Raw genomic sequence first — 16,960 nt, 5'->3', positions numbered from 1 at the left:
CTCCAGCCAGGGGATGACGCTGCATAGTAACGCGATCGACTGGGGCCACGCTCAAGACCGGTAACCATTCGTTGCAGAAACTGTCGCCGGTGGGTCGTGCCGCGCTCAGACAGGAGCGCTCAAGCGGGCGTACCCACTGCGGACTGGCGGCCGCGCAGCAATGCGCCGAAAGCTTCCGACGTCAACGGCCGTGCGAGCAGGAAACCCTGCACCTGATCGCACAGCAGGCTGTTGAGCTTTTCCAGCTGGGTCTGGGTTTCGACGCCTTCGGCGACGACGTCCATGTCCAGCGAGTGGGCCAGCGCGATGATCGCCGAGACGATCGCGTAGGCCTCGTCCCCGTGCTTGTCGAGACCATCGGTGAAGAAGCGGTCGATCTTGAGCTGCTTGACGCGGAACTGCTGGAGATAGGCGAGGCTCGAGTAGCCCGTACCGAAATCGTCGATCGCGATCTCGAAACCATGCGAATGAAATTCGCGGATCATCGCTACGGTCTTTTCAGCGTCCTGCATCGCGACGGACTCGGTGATCTCGAACATGATCCGCTGCGGCGCAATGCCGGCTTCGTCGACGATCGCGCGCATACGTGCGACCAGGTCGCGCTGGCGCAACTGGTGCGGCGACAGGTTGATCGCCACCTTGGTCGGCGGCAGCCCGTCCTTCTCCCATTCAACGAGCTGGCGGCATGTCTCGGAAACCACCCAATAGCCAATCTGTAGAATCTGACCCGACCGTTCCGCCACGGGAATGAACTCGAGCGGCGCGATCGTACCGAGCTTCGGATCGTTCCAGCGGATCAGCGCCTCGGCGCCGACGAGCTTCTCGATGCTCCCCTTGAACTTGGGCTGGAAATTCAGCGACAGATGGCCTTGCGCAAGCGCTTCCTGGAGGCCGCGCTGGATACTGAGCGCGCGCATCGCAATGCGGGTCATCTCCGGCTCGAAGATGCGAAACGTATTGCGCCCGTTCTCCTTCGCCCCGTACATCGCGGCATCGGCGTTCTTGAGCAGCTCGTCGACCGTCATGCCGTCACGTGGATACATCGCGATGCCGATGCTCGGCGTGACCTGCAGCGGCACGCCGTCGACGACGAGATCCTCTTCCATGTGGCTGAGGATCAGCGAGGCGATCACGGAGGCATCCTGCGGCGTGTCGAGATTCTCGATCACCACCACGAATTCGTCGCCGCCGATCCGTGCGATCGTTCCGTGTCGGCGCACGGCCTGCCGCAGCCGCTGGGCGAAGGCCTGGAGCACGCCGTCGCCGACGGAATGGCCGAGCGAATCGTTGATCGTCTTGAAGCCATCGAGGTCCATGAACAGCACCGCGAACGGCACGCCGGTGCGTTTCGAGCGCGTGATCGCGCGCGCCACGCGCTGCACGAGCGTCGCACGATTCGGCAGTTCGGTCAGGGTGTCGACCGTGGCCAGGCGCAGCAACTGGCGATTGAGCAGGGTCAGCGAAGTCGACATCTGCTCCGTCTTGCTCTGGAAGTGCCGTTCCGCCGCGCAAAGAATCAGCGTGATCGAGAGCATGGCAATCGTCAGGGTCGCGACGGTGATGGTCAGCCAGTTGCCGTTGAGATCGTCGAGCGCGCCGCAGACCGAGTCGGCCGGAAACAAGGCGGCCGACATGCCGATGTAGTGCATCCCGCAGATTGCCGCGCCCATCAGCGCGGATGCACCCAGGCGCTTGTAGAGCACCCGGGCCGTGTCCTGCCTGCGCAGGCGGTGTGCGATCGTCAGCGCCGCCAGCGAGGCGCCGATCGCAACGAGCACGGAGAGCGCGACTCGCGCGGCGTCGTAGTCGATCGACGGCGACATCAGCATCGCCTCCATGCCGATGTAGTGCATCGCCGAAATGCCCAGACCCATCAAAATGCCGCCGAGGATCAGGCGCCTGATCGAGAGCCGCGAGACGGACACGATACGCAGTGCGAGATAGGAGACGGCGATCGAAACCAGCAGCGACGCAAGCGTGATCCTGAGGCTGTAGCCCACCTTGATCGGCAGTTCGAAAGCGAGCATGCCGATGAAGTGCATCGACCAGATGCCCACCCCCATCGACAAGGCCCCCCCGAACAGCCAGCGCGAGCGCCGCCCATCGTGTGCCGGGCTCGCGAGACGCCCGGCCAGCTCGAGCGTGGCGAACGAGGCGAGCACGGCGACCAGCAGCGACATCAGGACCAGCGGAAGATTGTAGGTGCTGTTCATAGGCAGTTCGGCGGAACACGCACCGCGCGCAGTCCCAGATCCTCGCGTTAACGGCAGGCTGGGGGGAGACTTTAGACGGGCCGACTCGCGCGTGACGGCGAGCTGGGAAGAGAGCCGGACGAGGGGCGCGTTTTGCTGAGGGACTGGAAGCGAGACTAGAGGCGGGACTAGAAGCGGTGCTGGAAGCGGGGACCGGCAGCGGAATTAGCAGCAGGAGGCTGGCATTGCTAGCTTGCGCGAATCATGTCCATCGATACACTTGAATGGACAAGCGCGTCAATCGCGTGGGGAGATCGTCATGACAACGTCGACAGCAGTGGTCAGGCAGGAACTGGCGGTCGCGGCCTTCAAAAAGGTCTACGATGTCGGCGCCATCGAAGCGGCGCTCGGCGAACTCGGCGACAACGCGAACGACGCGCTGCGCGCGACCTACGAGAAGATGCTGCGCACCGGCGGACTGCGCTTCTGTGTCAAGCCGAACAGGATGCCGGCATTCGACCGGATCACCGAAGACTTGCCGAACTTCTGCGAACCGCTCGAGGACGTTCGCCGCCAGATTGCCCTGTGCAGCGAGACGGATGACCGTCTCGAACTCGTGCCGATGCTGCTGCTCGGCGAACCCGGCATCGGCAAGACCCACTTCGCCAAACATCTCGCGCGGCTGCTCGGCACGACCAGCCACTATGTCGCGATGAGCTCGCTGACGGCGGGCTGGATCCTCTCGGGGGCGTCGTCGCAATGGAAGAACGCGAAGCCGGGCAAGGTCTTCGACGCGCTCGTGCACGGCAGCTATGCGAATCCCGTGATCATCATCGACGAGATCGACAAGGCGAGCGGCGACGCGAACTACGATCCACTCGGCGCGCTCTACGCCTTGCTCGAACATGAGACCGCGTCCAGTTTCACCGACGAGTTCGCCGAGGTGCCGATCGATGCCGCGAGCGTGGTCTGGATCGCGACCGCCAACGATGCGCGCGAGATTCCCGAGCCGATCCTGAACCGGATGAATGTCTATGAGATTCCGGCGCCAGACCATGAGGGCGCGCTGCGTATCGCACAAACGATCTATACCGAGATCCGCGGCACCCATGCATGGGGGGCGCGTTTTCCCGAACAGCTCGACCCCTCGCCGCTCGAGCGCCTCGCCGCGCTGAAGCCTCGTGAAATGCGCCGGGCCGTGCTGCATGGGTTCGGCAATGCGCGGCTTGCCGGACGCGACGTCGTCGGCGTTGAAGATATCGCGCTCGACCGGCTTGCGAAGCGCCGGGCGATCGGGTTCTGACGCACGCCAGTATTTGCATTCGCTCGCGCGACATTCTTTAGGCGAGACGCCGCACGCTTTGTACAAATTCAGACTTCAGATAGCAGGGAAAATCCGTACTTCCCCCAATGAGGGCTCGATAACGCGCTTAATAGCGTTGCGGGGGCCCGTCAAGTCACACACTGTTCGAAAAACCAACACAAAAACTTTTTGAAAGGCACTACACTCAGGCGCAAGTTCCGCAGGGCCCCGGCGCCATACACCAAGGGAAAGCGGGGCTTGACCCATGCATTGCGATGCATGCTGCGCACCGTCGCGGGGGAGAACGTCAGGCTCTTGCATGACACCAGACGGATGCGGCAGATTTTCGACCTGAACTGGAGACTCATATGAAGCGCAAGCTGCAAACAGTGTTGCCGATCGCCGCGGCGGCGGTTCTCTATGCCACGCTCGCAACGAGTGCCTCGGCCGATGAAGTCGTCAAGATCGGTCACGTCGCTCCGCTGACGGGCGGTATCGCCCACTTGGGCAAGGACAATGAAAACGGCGCACGCCTCGCCATCGAGGAAATCAATGCCAAGGGCCTGACGATCAATGGTCAGAAGATCACGCTGCAGCTTGACGCGCAGGATGATGCGGCCGACCCGCGCCAGGCAACCCAGGTGGCCCAGCGTCTCGTCGACGACAAGGTGGTCGGCGTGGTCGGTCACTTGAACTCGGGTACGTCGATCCCGGCTTCGAAGATCTACAGCGATGCGGGCATCGTCCAGATCTCACCGTCCGCTACCAACCCGACGTACACGCAACAAGGCTTCAAGACGACGTATCGCGTCGTCGCGACCGATGCGCAGCAAGGTCCGGCGCTCGCGAACTACGCAGCCAAGACCATGAAGATCAAGAGCGTCGCGATCGTCGACGATGCCACCGCGTACGGCGAAGGTCTCGCAAATGAATTCGAAAAGACCGCGAAAGCGCTCGGCCTGAACGTGGTGTCGCACGATGCGACCAACGACAAGGCAGTCGACTTCCGCGCGATTTTGACGAAGATCAAAGGCGAGAAACCCGATGCAATCATGTACGGCGGCATGGATGCGACCGGCGGTCCGTTCGCCAAGCAGGCCAAGCAGCTCGCGATCAACGCGAAGGTGCTGGCCGGCGACGGCGTATGTACCGAAGACTTGGCGAAGCTCGCAGGCGACGCGGCAGACAACGTGATCTGCTCGCAGGCCGGCATGGCACTCGAGAAGATGGTCGGCGGCGCGGCATTCGGGGCCAAGTTTCAAAAGCGTTTCAATCAATCGATCCAGATCTACGCCCCGTTCACGTATGACGCGGTGTACATCATCGTCGACGCGATGAAGCGTGCCAATTCGACCGATCCGGCAAAGATCCTCGCCGCGATGCCGGCAACCGACTACAAGGGCGTGATCGGCCAGACGCAGTTCGACTCACACGGCGACCTGAAGGCGCCGGTGATTTCGCTGTATGACTACAAGGGCGGCAAGAAGATGCTGCTCGACGTCGTCAAGATGTAAGAAGACCGACCGAGGTCCGTCTTCCGGGTGAATCCCGGCCGACGGGCGCGGCGAAAAGCGCGCAAGGTTCTCTCCTTGCGCGCTTTTTTTTGTCGGCGCTAAGCGCTCCGGCGCACAGTCAACCGCCCCGCACGGCTTCCAAGATCGAGGGAGCGGGTCCATGTCGCGCGCCGATTACCCAGCCGCAGCCGCCCGCGAACGTCGGCGCCGCAACGCAGGCTACGCCGCGCAGCCGCCCGAAAACGATTGCCATCCGGAGTCACCATGCAAGCGCAGCATGTGCGACAGATCGAAGCCGAATACGTGACTCCCTTGCTTGGGTTGGTGGAGGCGCTCGCCGAAGGCGTTCTGCTGCGGCTTGCGAACGGCAAGATCATCTACGCGAACGAGGCGGCCGCGCGCATTCTCGGCACGACGCGAGGCGCGCTGCTCGATGCGGCGTTGCCGCCGATCATCAAGACGCTCCTCAACGACCAGGGCCGCCGGATGCCCCGGCGCGACTGGCCGGACAACCGCGCGCTGCGCACGGGCGAGCGCGTGCGCGACCAGATCCTCGGGCTCGTCAACGCGCGCGACCACAGCGTGCGCTGGCTCGTCGTGACGTGCCAGCCGCTCAGCGCGGACGGCGCGGCCTCGCCGCACAGCGTGATGATCTCGTTCGAGGACGTGACCGAGGTCCGCGAGGCCCGGCGCCGGGTGCGTTACCTCGCCACGCACGATTCGCTGACGGGGCTGCTCAATCGCGGCGCGTTCGAAGAGAGGATGAACACGGCCCTGCTGCGCGTGACGCGCCGCGGCGGACAGTTTGCGCTGCTCTATATCGATCTCGACCGCTTCAAGGCAATCAATGACTCGCTAGGGCACACCCTTGGCGACAGCCTGCTCCAGCATCTCGCGCGGCGCTTCGAGAAGATTGTCGGCTCGAGCGGACAGCTTGCGCGCTGGGGCGGTGACGAATTCCTCGTGCTGCTCGACGACGCCGCCACCGCGCTTGCGCTGGCCCAGCGCCTGATCGAAGCCGCCGGCGAGCCCTGCGAGATCGATTCGCTGCTCCTGAGCATCGGCGCGTCGATCGGCATCGCGCTCGCCCCCGAGCACGGCACCGATACCGCGACCCTGCTGCGGCATGCCGACACGGCGATGTACCGCGCCAAGGAGCACGGCAGGCGGCAGGTGGAAGTCTTCAACCCTGCGATGAACGCCCATCTCGAGCGACGCGCACGGCTCGACGCGTGCCTGCGCCAGGCGCTCGACCGCAATGAGCTCAGCCTCCTCTACCAGCCGGTCATCGACCTGCGTTCACTCGAGATGACCGGTGTCGAGGCGCTGCTGCGCTGGCATTCACCGGAACTCGGCGAGATCGCGCCGAGCGAGTTCATTCCGCTTGCGGAGGATTCGGGCCTGATCGTGCCGATCGGCGAATGGGCGATGCGCGCGGTCTTCGCCCAGGCCGCCGAATGGCAGGCGATCCAGGCCGCCCAATCAGCGGCGCTCCATCCGGGCGACGTGATGCGGCTGCCGCTGCGGGTCGCGCTGAACGTGTCGGCACGCCAGCTTTTGTGGTCCGATCTCGCCAATACCGTCGAACGCGCGCTTGAAGCAACGGGGGTATTGCCGCGCCGGCTGGAATTCGAACTCACCGAGAGCCTCCTGCTGCAGGACTCGACCACGCTCGCGCGCAATATCGCGCGACTGCGCGCCATGGGCATCGAACTCGCCATCGATGATTTCGGGACGGGTTATGCGTCGCTTTCCTATCTGCTTCGTTTTCCAATTTCGACGCTCAAGATCGACCAGTCGTTCATCCGTCGCGTGCCCGACGACCCCGATGCAATGTCGATCGCCGAGGCGATCGTCGCCATGAGCAGCGCGCTCGGCTTGCGCTGCATCGCCGAAGGCGTCGAGACGCGCGAGCAGTTCGACTTCCTGCGGATGGTCGACTGCGATGCGATCCAGGGTTTCCTGGTCGCCTCGCCACTCGACGCCCGCCAGATCAGCGAGCGCCTCACCACGCCCAATGGCGGCAGGGTCACGATCGAGTCGGGCGAGTAGGCGGGGCGCTCAGGCAAGCACGCCGGCCTGTACTCCGCAAGGTGCGTAGGCGGCTGAACAGCAGGCGCGCACCGGGCGCGGCCAGTGGCTTGTCGCGGCGCGCTAGGTCACGACCAGCCGTGCCGGCCGCAGGACCCATGGACTTGCGACGGCCACGAGCAGCGCGCACGCGATCACGACCGACATGCCAATCGGCAGAGTGGTCGCATGAGCGGTCATGCCGATCAACACCGGGCCGATCAGCAGCCCGACGTAGGCCGTTGCGGCCACGCCCGCCACGCCTTCGGCCGCATGCAGCCCCGGCACGCGTGCCGCCGCGAGAAACATGACCGGCATCATGTTCGACAGGCCGAGACCCATCAGTGCAAAACCGAGCAGCGCAACAAGCGGCGAGGGCACGAGCAGCCCGAGCAGCATCCCGGCGCTCGCCAGGATCCCGCTGCCGACCATGAGGCGCCCGTCATCGACATGCGCTCGCACGAAGTCGCCCGAGAACCGCCCAAGTGCCATGCCGCCCGAGAACGTCGCATAGGCGGCGCTCGCAGCCCCGGTACTCGCATGGACCACATCGCGCATATAGACAGTCGACCAGTCGTACATCGCGCCTTCGGCGATCAGCGCGACGAGGGCCAGCACGCCGAGGGCGAACAGGCCACGGCGCAAATGCTGCTGGTGGGCACGGCCTGCGGCGTCGATCAGTGCGGGCGGCGTATGCGGAAGCAGAAAGGGACGCGAGGCGACGATGATCAAGGCGCCGATCGCACTGGCGAGCGCGAAATGCACGTCCGGCCGCATCCCGCTTGACAAGGCGAGCCCGCCGGCCGCGGCGCCCGCGAGCCCGCCGACGCTGAACATGCCGTGCAGTGAAGACACGATGGGCCGGCCGATCGCCGCTTCGACATCGGCTGCTTCGGTATTCATCGAGACGTCGAGCGCAGCACCAAGGCCGCCGTACAGCGCGAGCAAGACGACCACCGGCCAGTACCAGGGCATCAGCAGGATCAGCGAAGTGATCAGGCAGGCGCCGATGCCGCCGATCGTGCAGGCCGTGCGGGTACCCACGCGGGCGGCCCATTTGCCGACGACCGGCATCGAGGCAATCGACCCGCCAGCGACCGCGAACAGCGCGATCGATAGTTGCGCGTCGTTGAGTCCGAATTTTTCCTTGATCGTGGGCACATGCACGCCCCACGATGCGAACACCCAGCCGGCGGTAAAGAACAGGCCCATGGTCGCGATGCGCGCGCGGACCGCGGCGGCAGTGGAAGGGGACGAGGGGGAAGCGGAGTCGGGGCGAGGGCGTTCGGACACGGGCAGGTGGGCTCGGGTAGCGGTGTTGAACACGGGAGGGCAGGTCGCCGCGAAGACTCCGACGGCCGCGCTCGGGCGCCCATTCTAACGGAGCCCATTCGGTTGGGGCACACTGCGGCGTGCTTTGTTACGCTGGATGCCCAAAATGCCACGGCAGGAACCGACGTGAATATTGCCCTCGACGAACCGCTCCATTTGCTTCATACCCTGCGCTTCGGCACGCTCGCGACGCGCTCGCGCGACGACGGCTGCCCATATCCGACTGTGATGCCGTTCGCACCCGATGCGCACCACCGGCCCGTGTTCCTCGTGAGCCGGCTCGCGGAACACACGCGCAACCTCCTGGCCGATGCTCATGCCGGCTTCCTGCTGTTCGACGCGCAGTCGACCGACGTGTTGTCCGCTCCCCGCACGACCCTGACCGGGCGCGTGGTGCCGAGCGAAAACGCAGGCGGTGATCCGGGTTCGCCCGCGCGGCGCTATCTGCGCTATCACCCGGATGCGGAACGATATCTGGCGCTCGGCGACTTTTCGTTCTTCACCCTGGTGCCGGTGCGGCTTCGCCATATCGGCGGCTTCGGCGCGATGGGCTGGGTCGATGCGCAGGAGCTCAATATGAGCGCACCGCTCGACGAGACAGAGGAAACGACACGCCTCGATAATGCGCGTCGCGCGCTTCCGGATACCGTCCGGGTACTCGGCATCGACCGGCGCGGCATCGACTACGAAATAGCCGGGGTCCGTCATCGTTTTCTGATAGCCAATGCAGCCTCGAATGTGGCATCCGGTACAAATACCGCCGCAAGCGATATCCCATTCGACACAGCAGTTGACCTGGCAATCGAGACGATAGCTCGGGGATTGCCCGCAGTGCGATGACGGAGGGTGCGACAGAACGTCGCATTTGCATCAATCGCTCATACAATAATCGAGACAATTATTTCAGTTTTTGTTAGTGAAATTGAAAGCTTCACGACCAATCTTCATACGATAGCCATTCGGCGATTTGGATTCACCCGCGCATGCGCTCAATCAGCTGCTTGACTAGGCAGGCCGTAGACTCGCCGTGCCATTCTGCGGCTGTTGCATACGTATGAGCGAATCAGTCAGGCACGTTCCCAGCAGCGTCGATCATGCCGGTCATCGTAAATTCTTCCGATGATTGAGCAAAAAGCTTAATAATCGTTAAGGGGTGAATGCAACGGATTCCTTTCCATTCCCAGAAATGCTCATGTATTATCCGAACTAGCCAAAATTATCACTGGTGACTGCGAGCGGCCATTCACCGCGGCTTGGTTGGACCCAAACACAAAAAGGAAATCGCAATGTCTTCATACAAGGAACTGCTCGCGCAACGCGAGAAGCTGGAAAAGCAGATCGAAGAAGCCAAGGAACGCGAGTTCACGGCCGTGGTGGATGACATCAAGCAGAAAATGGCCGATTACGGTGTCACGCTCGCCGACCTTGGCATTGCATCAGGTCGCGGCAAGCTCGGCAAGGTACGCGCCCGCGCGGGTGTTGCCCCTAAATACCGGGACCCGAACAGCGGCAGCACGTGGTCGGGTCGCGGCAAGCCGCCGAAGTGGATCGCCGGTCAGAACCGTGACCAGTTCCTGATACAAAAGTAAGCGTCGATTCAGAAGAGTCAGGCGCGTGCTTTAGTCCGATCGCTCAGCTTCAATTGATCGGTCTGATGTAGCGATTTGCAAGCCTCCGGCTGCAAGCGCTCGCGCCCGGAACGTCTTGCATGAAACGCCAACCTCGTCGCTAAACGCGATCAGGGCGGCGTTTTTTTCGTAAACAAGACCGACGGGCCTTCCGGCATGAACAGCCGGTCAAATCCTACTTGGCGTCAGATTAAGCCTGCGGAATTATCGGAATAATTGACTATCAACTTCAGTCCCGAGCCTCGCGCTCCCGAAGTTGTCTTACAGATTATTGCACGCGAAAGTAATGTGCACGATTCACTCGCGCTCGAATCCATGATGGGGGTTAGACAAAATGCCGGACGATCTTCAAGCCCGCGCGCAACACCTCTCGCGAATTCAGAATCGTGAGCGATTGCACGCACCGGTAAAGGCGCAATAGACGTCGCGCTGCGGGGTCGAGCAACCGCGATCCAAAATATCGGCCAGTATGGGTGGTTCGCATAGGGAAGATGCGAATGCGCATTCGCCAGCCCCGATCTCGGATGCCTGGGCTTCGCAATGCTCGTTCAGATTTCGCCCTACCGCCCGATCAGAGCGGCAGTTGCGTATCGAACTTGATCTCACGAAGTACGACGCTCGTTCTGACCTGGGCGACTGCCGGAATCTTGAAAATGCGTTCGTGCAGAAACGTGTCGTAAGCCTTGATATCGGTTGCGACAATCTTGAGGATATAGTCGGCTTCGCCAGTCGTGCTATAGCACTCGGTCACTTCCGGATAAGCCGCGATCTCGCGCTCGAACGCCTCGGTGCCGCCCTCGGTATGGCGGATCAAATGGATATGCGCGAGCGCGCAGATATGCAGGCCGAGCTTTTCCCGATCGAGCAGCGCGGTATAGCGCTGTATGACCCCCGACTGCTCCATGTCTTTGATACGACGCCAGCACGGCGTGCTCGACAGGCCGACCTGATCCGAAATTTCCTGCACGGAACGGCGGGCGTCGAGCTGCAAGAGGCGCAGGATTCTCTGCGAAAACGCGTCGAGTGCCAAGATGCCTCCAAGTAGGTGGTTTTTCTCAAAATACTAGGTCGGCACCAAATAGAAAGCAACGCGTAAGGCTTGAGTGAGGACACCTATTTCAAACCTTCACGTGCTTGGTCTGCCTGCCCCTCTCCGGCCGACAGAAAGCTTACAACATCCCCATGCTGCTCGGCGCACGCCGCAATACGCGGCCGGCGCGCGTGGGCACCGCCACTTCGACGTTGACCGGCGCACGCCAGCTCATGCCGATATGCGGGATACCGTGATCGAGATAGGGGCCGTCGATTTTTTTGAAACGGAACTGTTCGTAAAATGCTTTGAGAAATGTCGGTGCGCTGAGCCTGACCCGATGCTCCGGCCAGCGCCTCGCGACTTCGTGCTGCACGTGTTCGAGCAGCGTTTCAGCGGTACCGTCGCCGCGCCGTTGCGCATTCGTGAAGAGCCGGTCGACCCATACCTCGGGTTCGTCGTCTTCGCCGATGCTCAGCCGCGCATACGCGGCAATCGGCATGGGGCCGTCTTCGTGTGCGAACAGATGCACCGCGCGCTCGTCCTTTCCATCGATGTCGAGTCGTACACACGATTGCTCGACCACGAACACCGCACTCCGTGCGCGCAGAATCTGATAGAGCTCGGTCGAGGACAACTCATTGAATGTCTTACACGTCCAGTTCATAGCGGTCTTACCCTCGTGGCGTCCTGCATATCGGTCGACGCCCCTACCACACGGCTGGCTGCCTGGGAGATATCCGGCAGCGATGTTGTTCTTAATTGATGCAGCATAGGGAAGGCGGCATCCGACGTATGTACGCGTGCGCACGCTAACGGCGCTTGCGCAGCCATCAGGGACTTCCCGCACGCACGGCCGGGTGTCATGCCGCGGCCGACGCGCGAAGCACCCGCCGCGGCGCGCCTCTGCGCCCATCTCATATCGCTTTCGATATGGATATGCGGATAAATGAGATTGGACGCTTGCCGGATGCGGTTGCTAGGCTCAAAAGGGAGTCGGATACATCGGTGTCCGGTCCATCACGAAAAAAACGCATTCAGGAGACAGACATGGTTGATGTCAAGGGGCGCGGCCTGCGAGCCCTCGTAGCTGCTGCATTGATGGTTTCGGCAAGTTTCGGCGCGCACGCCGCCGACAAGCTGATCACCCTCGGATTCTCGCAAGTCGGCGCGGAAAGCGCATGGCGCACCGCCAACACCGAATCGGTCAAGAGCGCCGCGCCCGCGGCCGGTGTCAATCTCAAGTTTGCCGACGCGCAGCAAAAGCAGGAAAACCAGATCAAGGCGATCCGTTCGTATATCGCGCAAAAGGTCGATGTCATTGCGTTCTCGCCGGTCGTCGAGTCCGGCTGGGAGCCGATTCTCCAGGAAGCCAAGGCCGCAAAGATCCCCGTGATCCTGACCGACCGCAATATCGATACCAAGGACACCTCGCTCTACGTGACGATGATCGGTTCGGATTTCCTCGAGGAAGGGCGTCGCGGCGGTAAGTGGCTTGAGGAAACCTACAAGGACGACAAGGGCCCGATCAATATCGTCGAACTCCAGGGCACCGTCGGTTCCGCGCCGGCCAATGACCGCCATGCCGGTCTCATCGAAGTCATCAAGAACGATCCGAAGTTCAAGATCATCGCTTCGCAATCAGGCGACTTCACGCTCGCCGGCGGCAAGCAGGTCATGGAAGCGTTCGCGAAGACCTACGGCAACAAGATCAATGTGGTCTACGCGCATAACGACGACATGGCGCTCGGTGCGATCCAGGCCATGGAAGAAGCCGGCATGCATCCGGGCAAGGACATCAAGGTGGTCTCGTTCGACGCGACCAAGGGTGGCTTCCAGGCGATGGTCGACGGCAAGATCAATGTCGACGTCGAATGCAGCCCGCTGCTCGGACCGCAGTTGATGCAGGCCTCCAAGGACCTCGCCGCCGGCAAGACGCTGCCGCGCTGGATCAAGACCGACGAAACGGTGTTCCTGCAGGCCGACGCCGCGAAGATCATGCCGACGCGCAAGTACTGAGCGACGACTAGCAGCGACTACGGGTGACCACGGACGATTCGTGCCGGCTGGCGGGGTGCCGGATGCGCCGGCTGATATCGGCGGCACCCGCCCATCTCCCTGCACTGAATTGTCAGTGTCACGCATACGCTTCACACCCTGCGTTTTGCCGGTCCGCTCCGCGGTCCCGCAAAACGCATCGTGCAGGGTGACTTACCCAAGGGGGTCGCGCCTCACGGTGTCCTATCCGTTCGGACCATGAACCCAGACCACACGCACTCCGACGCCGCGCCGATCTTGCAGATGACGGGGATCGACAAGCGCTTTACCGGCGTCCATGCGCTCAAGCAGGTCGACTTCCGACTACTACCCGGTGAAGTCCACACCCTGATGGGCCAGAACGGCGCGGGCAAGTCGACCCTGATCAATGTACTGACCGGCGTGTTTGCACCCGACAACGGCGAGATCCTGCTTGAAGGCGAGCCGGTGCGCTTCGCCTCGCCCAAGCAAGCCGAATCGTACGGCGTTCGCACGCTGTATCAGGAAGTCAACCTCTGCACGAATCTCTCGGTCGCCGAGAACATCTATGCGGGGCGCCAGCCGATGCGCCAAGGCAAGATCGACTGGGCCGCGATGCGCGAAGGCGCACAGGCCGCGCTCGCGCGGCTCAATATCGCGCTCGATGTCAGCAAGGCGCTCGACTACTATCCGATCGCGATTCAGCAAATGGTCGCAATCGCCCGCGCGCTCAGCGTCGACGCGCGCGTGCTGATCCTCGACGAACCGACCTCGAGCCTCGACGAGGACGAAGTCGCGCGGCTGTTCGCGGTGCTGCGCCAGCTCAAGCGGAGCCGCATCGCGATCCTGTTCGTCACGCACTTTCTCGAGCAGACCTATGCGATCTCCGATCGCATCACGGTCATGCGCAACGGCGAACGCGTCGGCGAATACCTGCCGCGCGACCTGCCTCCCGCTCAGCTCGTCGCCAAGATGGTCGGCCATGAAGGCATCGGCAAGCGACTCGAGGAGACCGCGGCCCAGCTCGCGGAACAACTCGACAGAAGGGAGGCAGCGAGCGGCACGCCGTTACCGCCCTTCGTCGAAATGCGCGGCCTCGGCCGGCGCGGTCAGATGCAGCCGGTCGATATCGAAATCCGCCGCGGCGAGATCCTCGGGCTTGCCGGTCTGCTGGGCTCGGGCCGCACGGAGACGGCACGCCTGCTGTTCGGCGTCGACCGCTCCGATACAGGCGATGTCGCCTTCGATGGGGCCCCTTTCAAACTGCGCTCTCCGCACGACGCGGTCGGCCAGGGCATCGGCTATTGCCCCGAAGACCGCAAGCGCGAGGGTATCGTCGCCGAACTGTCGATTCGCGAGAACATCGTGCTCGCGCTGCAGGCCAAGCTCGGCTGGCGCCGTTTCATCCGCCGCAAGCAGCAGCGCGCGATCGCCGACGACTATATCAAGCGGCTCGGCATCAAGGCCTCCGACGCCGAGCAGCCCATCGGTCTGCTCTCGGGCGGCAACCAGCAGAAGGTGCTGCTCGCGCGCTGGTTGGCGACCGAGCCGCAACTGCTGATCCTCGACGAACCGACGCGCGGCATCGACGTCGCGGCCAAGTTCGAAATCATGGACCAGATGCTCGCGCTCTGCGCGAAAGGTCTCGGCATCCTGTTCATCTCGTCGGAAGTCAGCGAAGTCACACGCGTGAGCCACCGTGTCGCGGTGCTGCGCGATCGCAGCAAGATCGCCGAGCTCAGCGGCCGCGAGGCGACCGACGAGAACATCTATCGACTGATCTCGGGAGCCTCTGAATGACGACCGGCGATTCATCCTCTCCCGCTCATCCGGCCGCGAGCTTGCGCAAGATTTTCAAGAGCGCCCTGATCTGGCCCGCGCTGACGCTCGTGCTGTTGATCGCGCTGAACCTCGGCTTTCATCCGGGTTTTCTCGGCATCCGCATGCTCAATGGCCATATGTTCGGCGCGCCGATCGACATCCTGAATCGCGCCGCGCCGCTCACGCTCGTCTCGCTCGGCATGACGCTCGTCATCGCCACGCGCGGGATCGACATCTCGGTCGGCGCGGTCGTCGCGATCGCGGGTGCGATGGCCGCCACGCTGCTCGCTCCGAGCGCGAGTTCGCACGGCTACCCCGTCGCGGTTGCGGTGCTGGCCGCGCTCGGCGTGGGCCTCCTCAGCGGCATCTGGAACGGCACGCTCGTCTCGCTCGTCGGCATGCAGCCGATCATCGCGACCCTGATCCTCATGGTGGCCGGCCGCGGCGTCGCGCAATTGCTGACCGCCGGCCAGATCATCCCGATCGGCACGCCGGCCTATCTGTTCCTCGGCGGCGGCTATCTGCTCGGGATACCGTTTTCGGTCTGGGTCGCGGTGGTCGTCGTGATCGGCACCTTCGCGCTGATGGAAGGGACCGCACTCGGCCTGTTCATTCGCGCGATCGGCGTGAACCCGACGGCGACCCGCTTCGTCGGCCTGCGCATGAAGGCAATCGTGTTCCTCGTCTATGTGTTCTCGGGGCTGACCGCCTCGCTCGCCGGCGTGCTGATCAGCTCGAACGTGCGCAGCGCGGACGGCAACAATGCGGGCCTGCTGCTCGAGCTCGACGCGATCCTCGCGGTCACGCTCGGCGGCACGTCGCTGCTCGGTGGGCGCTTCAGCCTGATGGGCACCGTGCTCGGCGCGTTGATCATCCAGACGCTGACCTACACGACCTATTCGATCGGCGTGCCGCCCGAGGCGAACCTGGTCGTCAAGGCCGCCGTGGTGCTCGTGGTCAGCGTGATCCAGTCGCCGATCGCGCGCTTCTACCTGATGAGCGCCTTCGGCAAACGGAGCATCGCATGATGAAGATCCGTTCGATGCTGGCCCCGCTGATCGATCCGCGGACCCTCCCGCTGACCGTCACGATCGTCCTGTTCATTGTGCTGTTCGGCTTCGGCTCGGTGATGTACACCGGCTTTTTTTCAGTGCAGGTGTTGCTCGATCTGCTCGTCGACAACGCCTTTCTGCTGATCGTCTCGATCGGCGTCACGTTCGTGATCCTGCTCGGCGGCATCGACCTCTCGGTCGGCTCGGTCGTCGCCTTCACGACGATTGCCGAGGCCGTCATGGCACAGCACTGGCACTGGCCCGTCTGGGTGATCGTCCCTCTCGTGCTGCTGATCGGTACGACGTTCGGCGCGGCGCAGGGCGCACTGATCCACTTCTTCAAGCTGCAGCCTTTCGTGATCACGCTCGCCGGCATGTTCGTGGCCCGCGGCGCGTGCTTCCTGATCACGCTCGACTCGATTCCGATCACGGACGACACCTTCAAGGCCATCTCGGGCCTGCGCGTGCCGGTCGGCATCGGCGGCGCGTCGGTCAGCACCAATGTGCTGATCGCGCTCGTGACCCTGCTGGTTGCCATCTATGTCGCGCATTTCTCGCGCTTTGGCCGCAATGTCTATGCGGTCGGCGGCAACGAACGCTCGGCCTTGCTGATGGGCTTGCCGGTCGCCTCGACGAAGGTCGGGGTCTACGCCTTGTCGGGATTCTGCTCCGCGCTCGGTGGCGTCGCCTTCACATTCTATGTGCTGTCCGGCTATGGATTGCAGGCACAGGGCATGGAACTCGACGCGATCGCGGCCAGCGTGATCGGTGGCACGCTGCTCACCGGCGGGGTCGGGTATGTGGTCGGCACGCTGTTCGGCGTGGGCATCCTCGGCACGATCCAGACGCTGATTACCTTCGATGGCACCCTGAGTTCGTGGTGGACACGCATCTTCATCGGCGCGCTGCTCTGCATCTTCTGCCTGCTGCAGCGCGTGATCGAACGCCATGCGCGCGCCGACCGCCGCACGGGTGGCACCGCGCAAGGCGGACGCGCGCAGC

General features: G+C 63.2%; 12 protein-coding genes and 1 pseudogene. 9 read left to right on the top strand and 4 right to left on the bottom strand.

Annotated features, from left to right (window positions below):
• Nucleotides 1–119 precede the first annotated feature (119 nt).
• Nucleotides 120–2,213 (bottom strand): putative bifunctional diguanylate cyclase/phosphodiesterase, encoded by a 2,094-nt coding sequence (locus tag HV670_RS03450; protein WP_175103232.1) that lies wholly within the window; start codon nt 2,211–2,213, stop codon nt 120–122.
• Between the two features lie 298 nt (nt 2,214–2,511).
• Between HV670_RS03450 and HV670_RS03445 the strand changes: the two genes are divergently transcribed.
• From HV670_RS03445 to HV670_RS03435, 3 genes are all read left to right on the top strand, one after another.
• Complete coding sequence (locus HV670_RS03445; RefSeq protein ID WP_175103231.1) at nt 2,512–3,495, top strand: AAA family ATPase; 984 nt, start codon at nt 2,512–2,514, stop codon at nt 3,493–3,495.
• 368 nt (nt 3,496–3,863) lie between these two features.
• A complete protein-coding gene (locus tag HV670_RS03440) occupies nt 3,864–5,009 on the top strand; it encodes a branched-chain amino acid ABC transporter substrate-binding protein (RefSeq protein ID WP_175103230.1) in 1,146 nt (381 codons plus the stop codon).
• Between the two features lie 264 nt (nt 5,010–5,273).
• Nucleotides 5,274–7,061 (top strand): putative bifunctional diguanylate cyclase/phosphodiesterase, encoded by a 1,788-nt coding sequence (locus HV670_RS03435; RefSeq protein WP_175103229.1) that lies wholly within the window; start codon nt 5,274–5,276, stop codon nt 7,059–7,061.
• Nucleotides 7,062–7,163: 102 nt separating this feature from the next.
• Here the strand turns inward: HV670_RS03435 and HV670_RS03430 are convergent, their stop codons facing one another.
• Nucleotides 7,164–8,372 carry an MFS transporter gene (locus tag HV670_RS03430; protein WP_246256949.1) on the bottom strand — a complete coding sequence of 403 codons (1,209 nt, stop codon included), beginning with the start codon at nt 8,370–8,372 and terminating at the stop codon, nt 7,164–7,166.
• 165 nt (nt 8,373–8,537) lie between these two features.
• On the opposite strand from HV670_RS03430, the gene HV670_RS03425 reads away from it, so the two are divergent.
• Nucleotides 8,538–9,251 carry a HugZ family pyridoxamine 5'-phosphate oxidase gene (locus tag HV670_RS03425; protein ID WP_175103228.1) on the top strand — a complete coding sequence of 238 codons (714 nt, stop codon included), beginning with the start codon at nt 8,538–8,540 and terminating at the stop codon, nt 9,249–9,251.
• Between the two features lie 446 nt (nt 9,252–9,697).
• Nucleotides 9,698–10,000 carry an H-NS histone family protein gene (locus tag HV670_RS03420; protein ID WP_175103227.1) on the top strand — a complete coding sequence of 101 codons (303 nt, stop codon included), beginning with the start codon at nt 9,698–9,700 and terminating at the stop codon, nt 9,998–10,000.
• 610 nt (nt 10,001–10,610) lie between these two features.
• On the opposite strand, the gene HV670_RS03415 is transcribed toward HV670_RS03420, so the two are convergent.
• Together HV670_RS03415 and HV670_RS03410 are read right to left on the bottom strand one after the other, a co-directional pair.
• Nucleotides 10,611–11,069 carry an Lrp/AsnC family transcriptional regulator gene (locus tag HV670_RS03415; protein ID WP_175103226.1) on the bottom strand — a complete coding sequence of 153 codons (459 nt, stop codon included), beginning with the start codon at nt 11,067–11,069 and terminating at the stop codon, nt 10,611–10,613.
• Nucleotides 11,070–11,208: 139 nt separating this feature from the next.
• Nucleotides 11,209–11,736 (bottom strand): GNAT family N-acetyltransferase, encoded by a 528-nt coding sequence (locus HV670_RS03410; RefSeq protein ID WP_175103225.1) that lies wholly within the window; start codon nt 11,734–11,736, stop codon nt 11,209–11,211.
• A gap of 383 nt (nt 11,737–12,119) precedes the next feature.
• Here HV670_RS03410 and HV670_RS03405 point away from each other — a divergent pair, with 383 nt between their 5' ends.
• From HV670_RS03405 to yjfF, 4 genes and pseudogenes are all read left to right on the top strand, one after another.
• Complete coding sequence (locus HV670_RS03405) at nt 12,120–13,088, top strand: ABC transporter substrate-binding protein (RefSeq protein ID WP_175103224.1); 969 nt, start codon at nt 12,120–12,122, stop codon at nt 13,086–13,088.
• Nucleotides 13,089–13,325: 237 nt separating this feature from the next.
• A complete protein-coding gene (locus tag HV670_RS03400; protein ID WP_175103223.1) occupies nt 13,326–14,885 on the top strand; it encodes a sugar ABC transporter ATP-binding protein in 1,560 nt (519 codons plus the stop codon).
• Nucleotides 14,882–15,934 carry an ABC transporter permease gene (locus tag HV670_RS03395; RefSeq protein WP_175103222.1) on the top strand — a complete coding sequence of 351 codons (1,053 nt, stop codon included), beginning with the start codon at nt 14,882–14,884 and terminating at the stop codon, nt 15,932–15,934. The genes HV670_RS03400 and HV670_RS03395 overlap by 4 nt, the downstream gene beginning before the upstream one ends.
• Nucleotides 15,931–16,938: pseudogene (gene yjfF, locus HV670_RS30830) on the top strand (galactofuranose ABC transporter, permease protein YjfF); the annotation flags it as partial. The gene HV670_RS03395 and the pseudogene yjfF, both read left to right, overlap by 4 nt.
• Nucleotides 16,939–16,960 lie beyond the last annotated feature (22 nt).

This window comes from Pararobbsia alpina (genome assembly GCF_902859895.1).
Taxonomy (GTDB): Bacteria; Pseudomonadota; Gammaproteobacteria; order Burkholderiales; family Burkholderiaceae; genus Pararobbsia; species Pararobbsia alpina.
The sequence above is the reverse complement of the archived record's forward strand: the minus strand, read 5'-3'. Positions and strand labels throughout refer to the sequence as shown.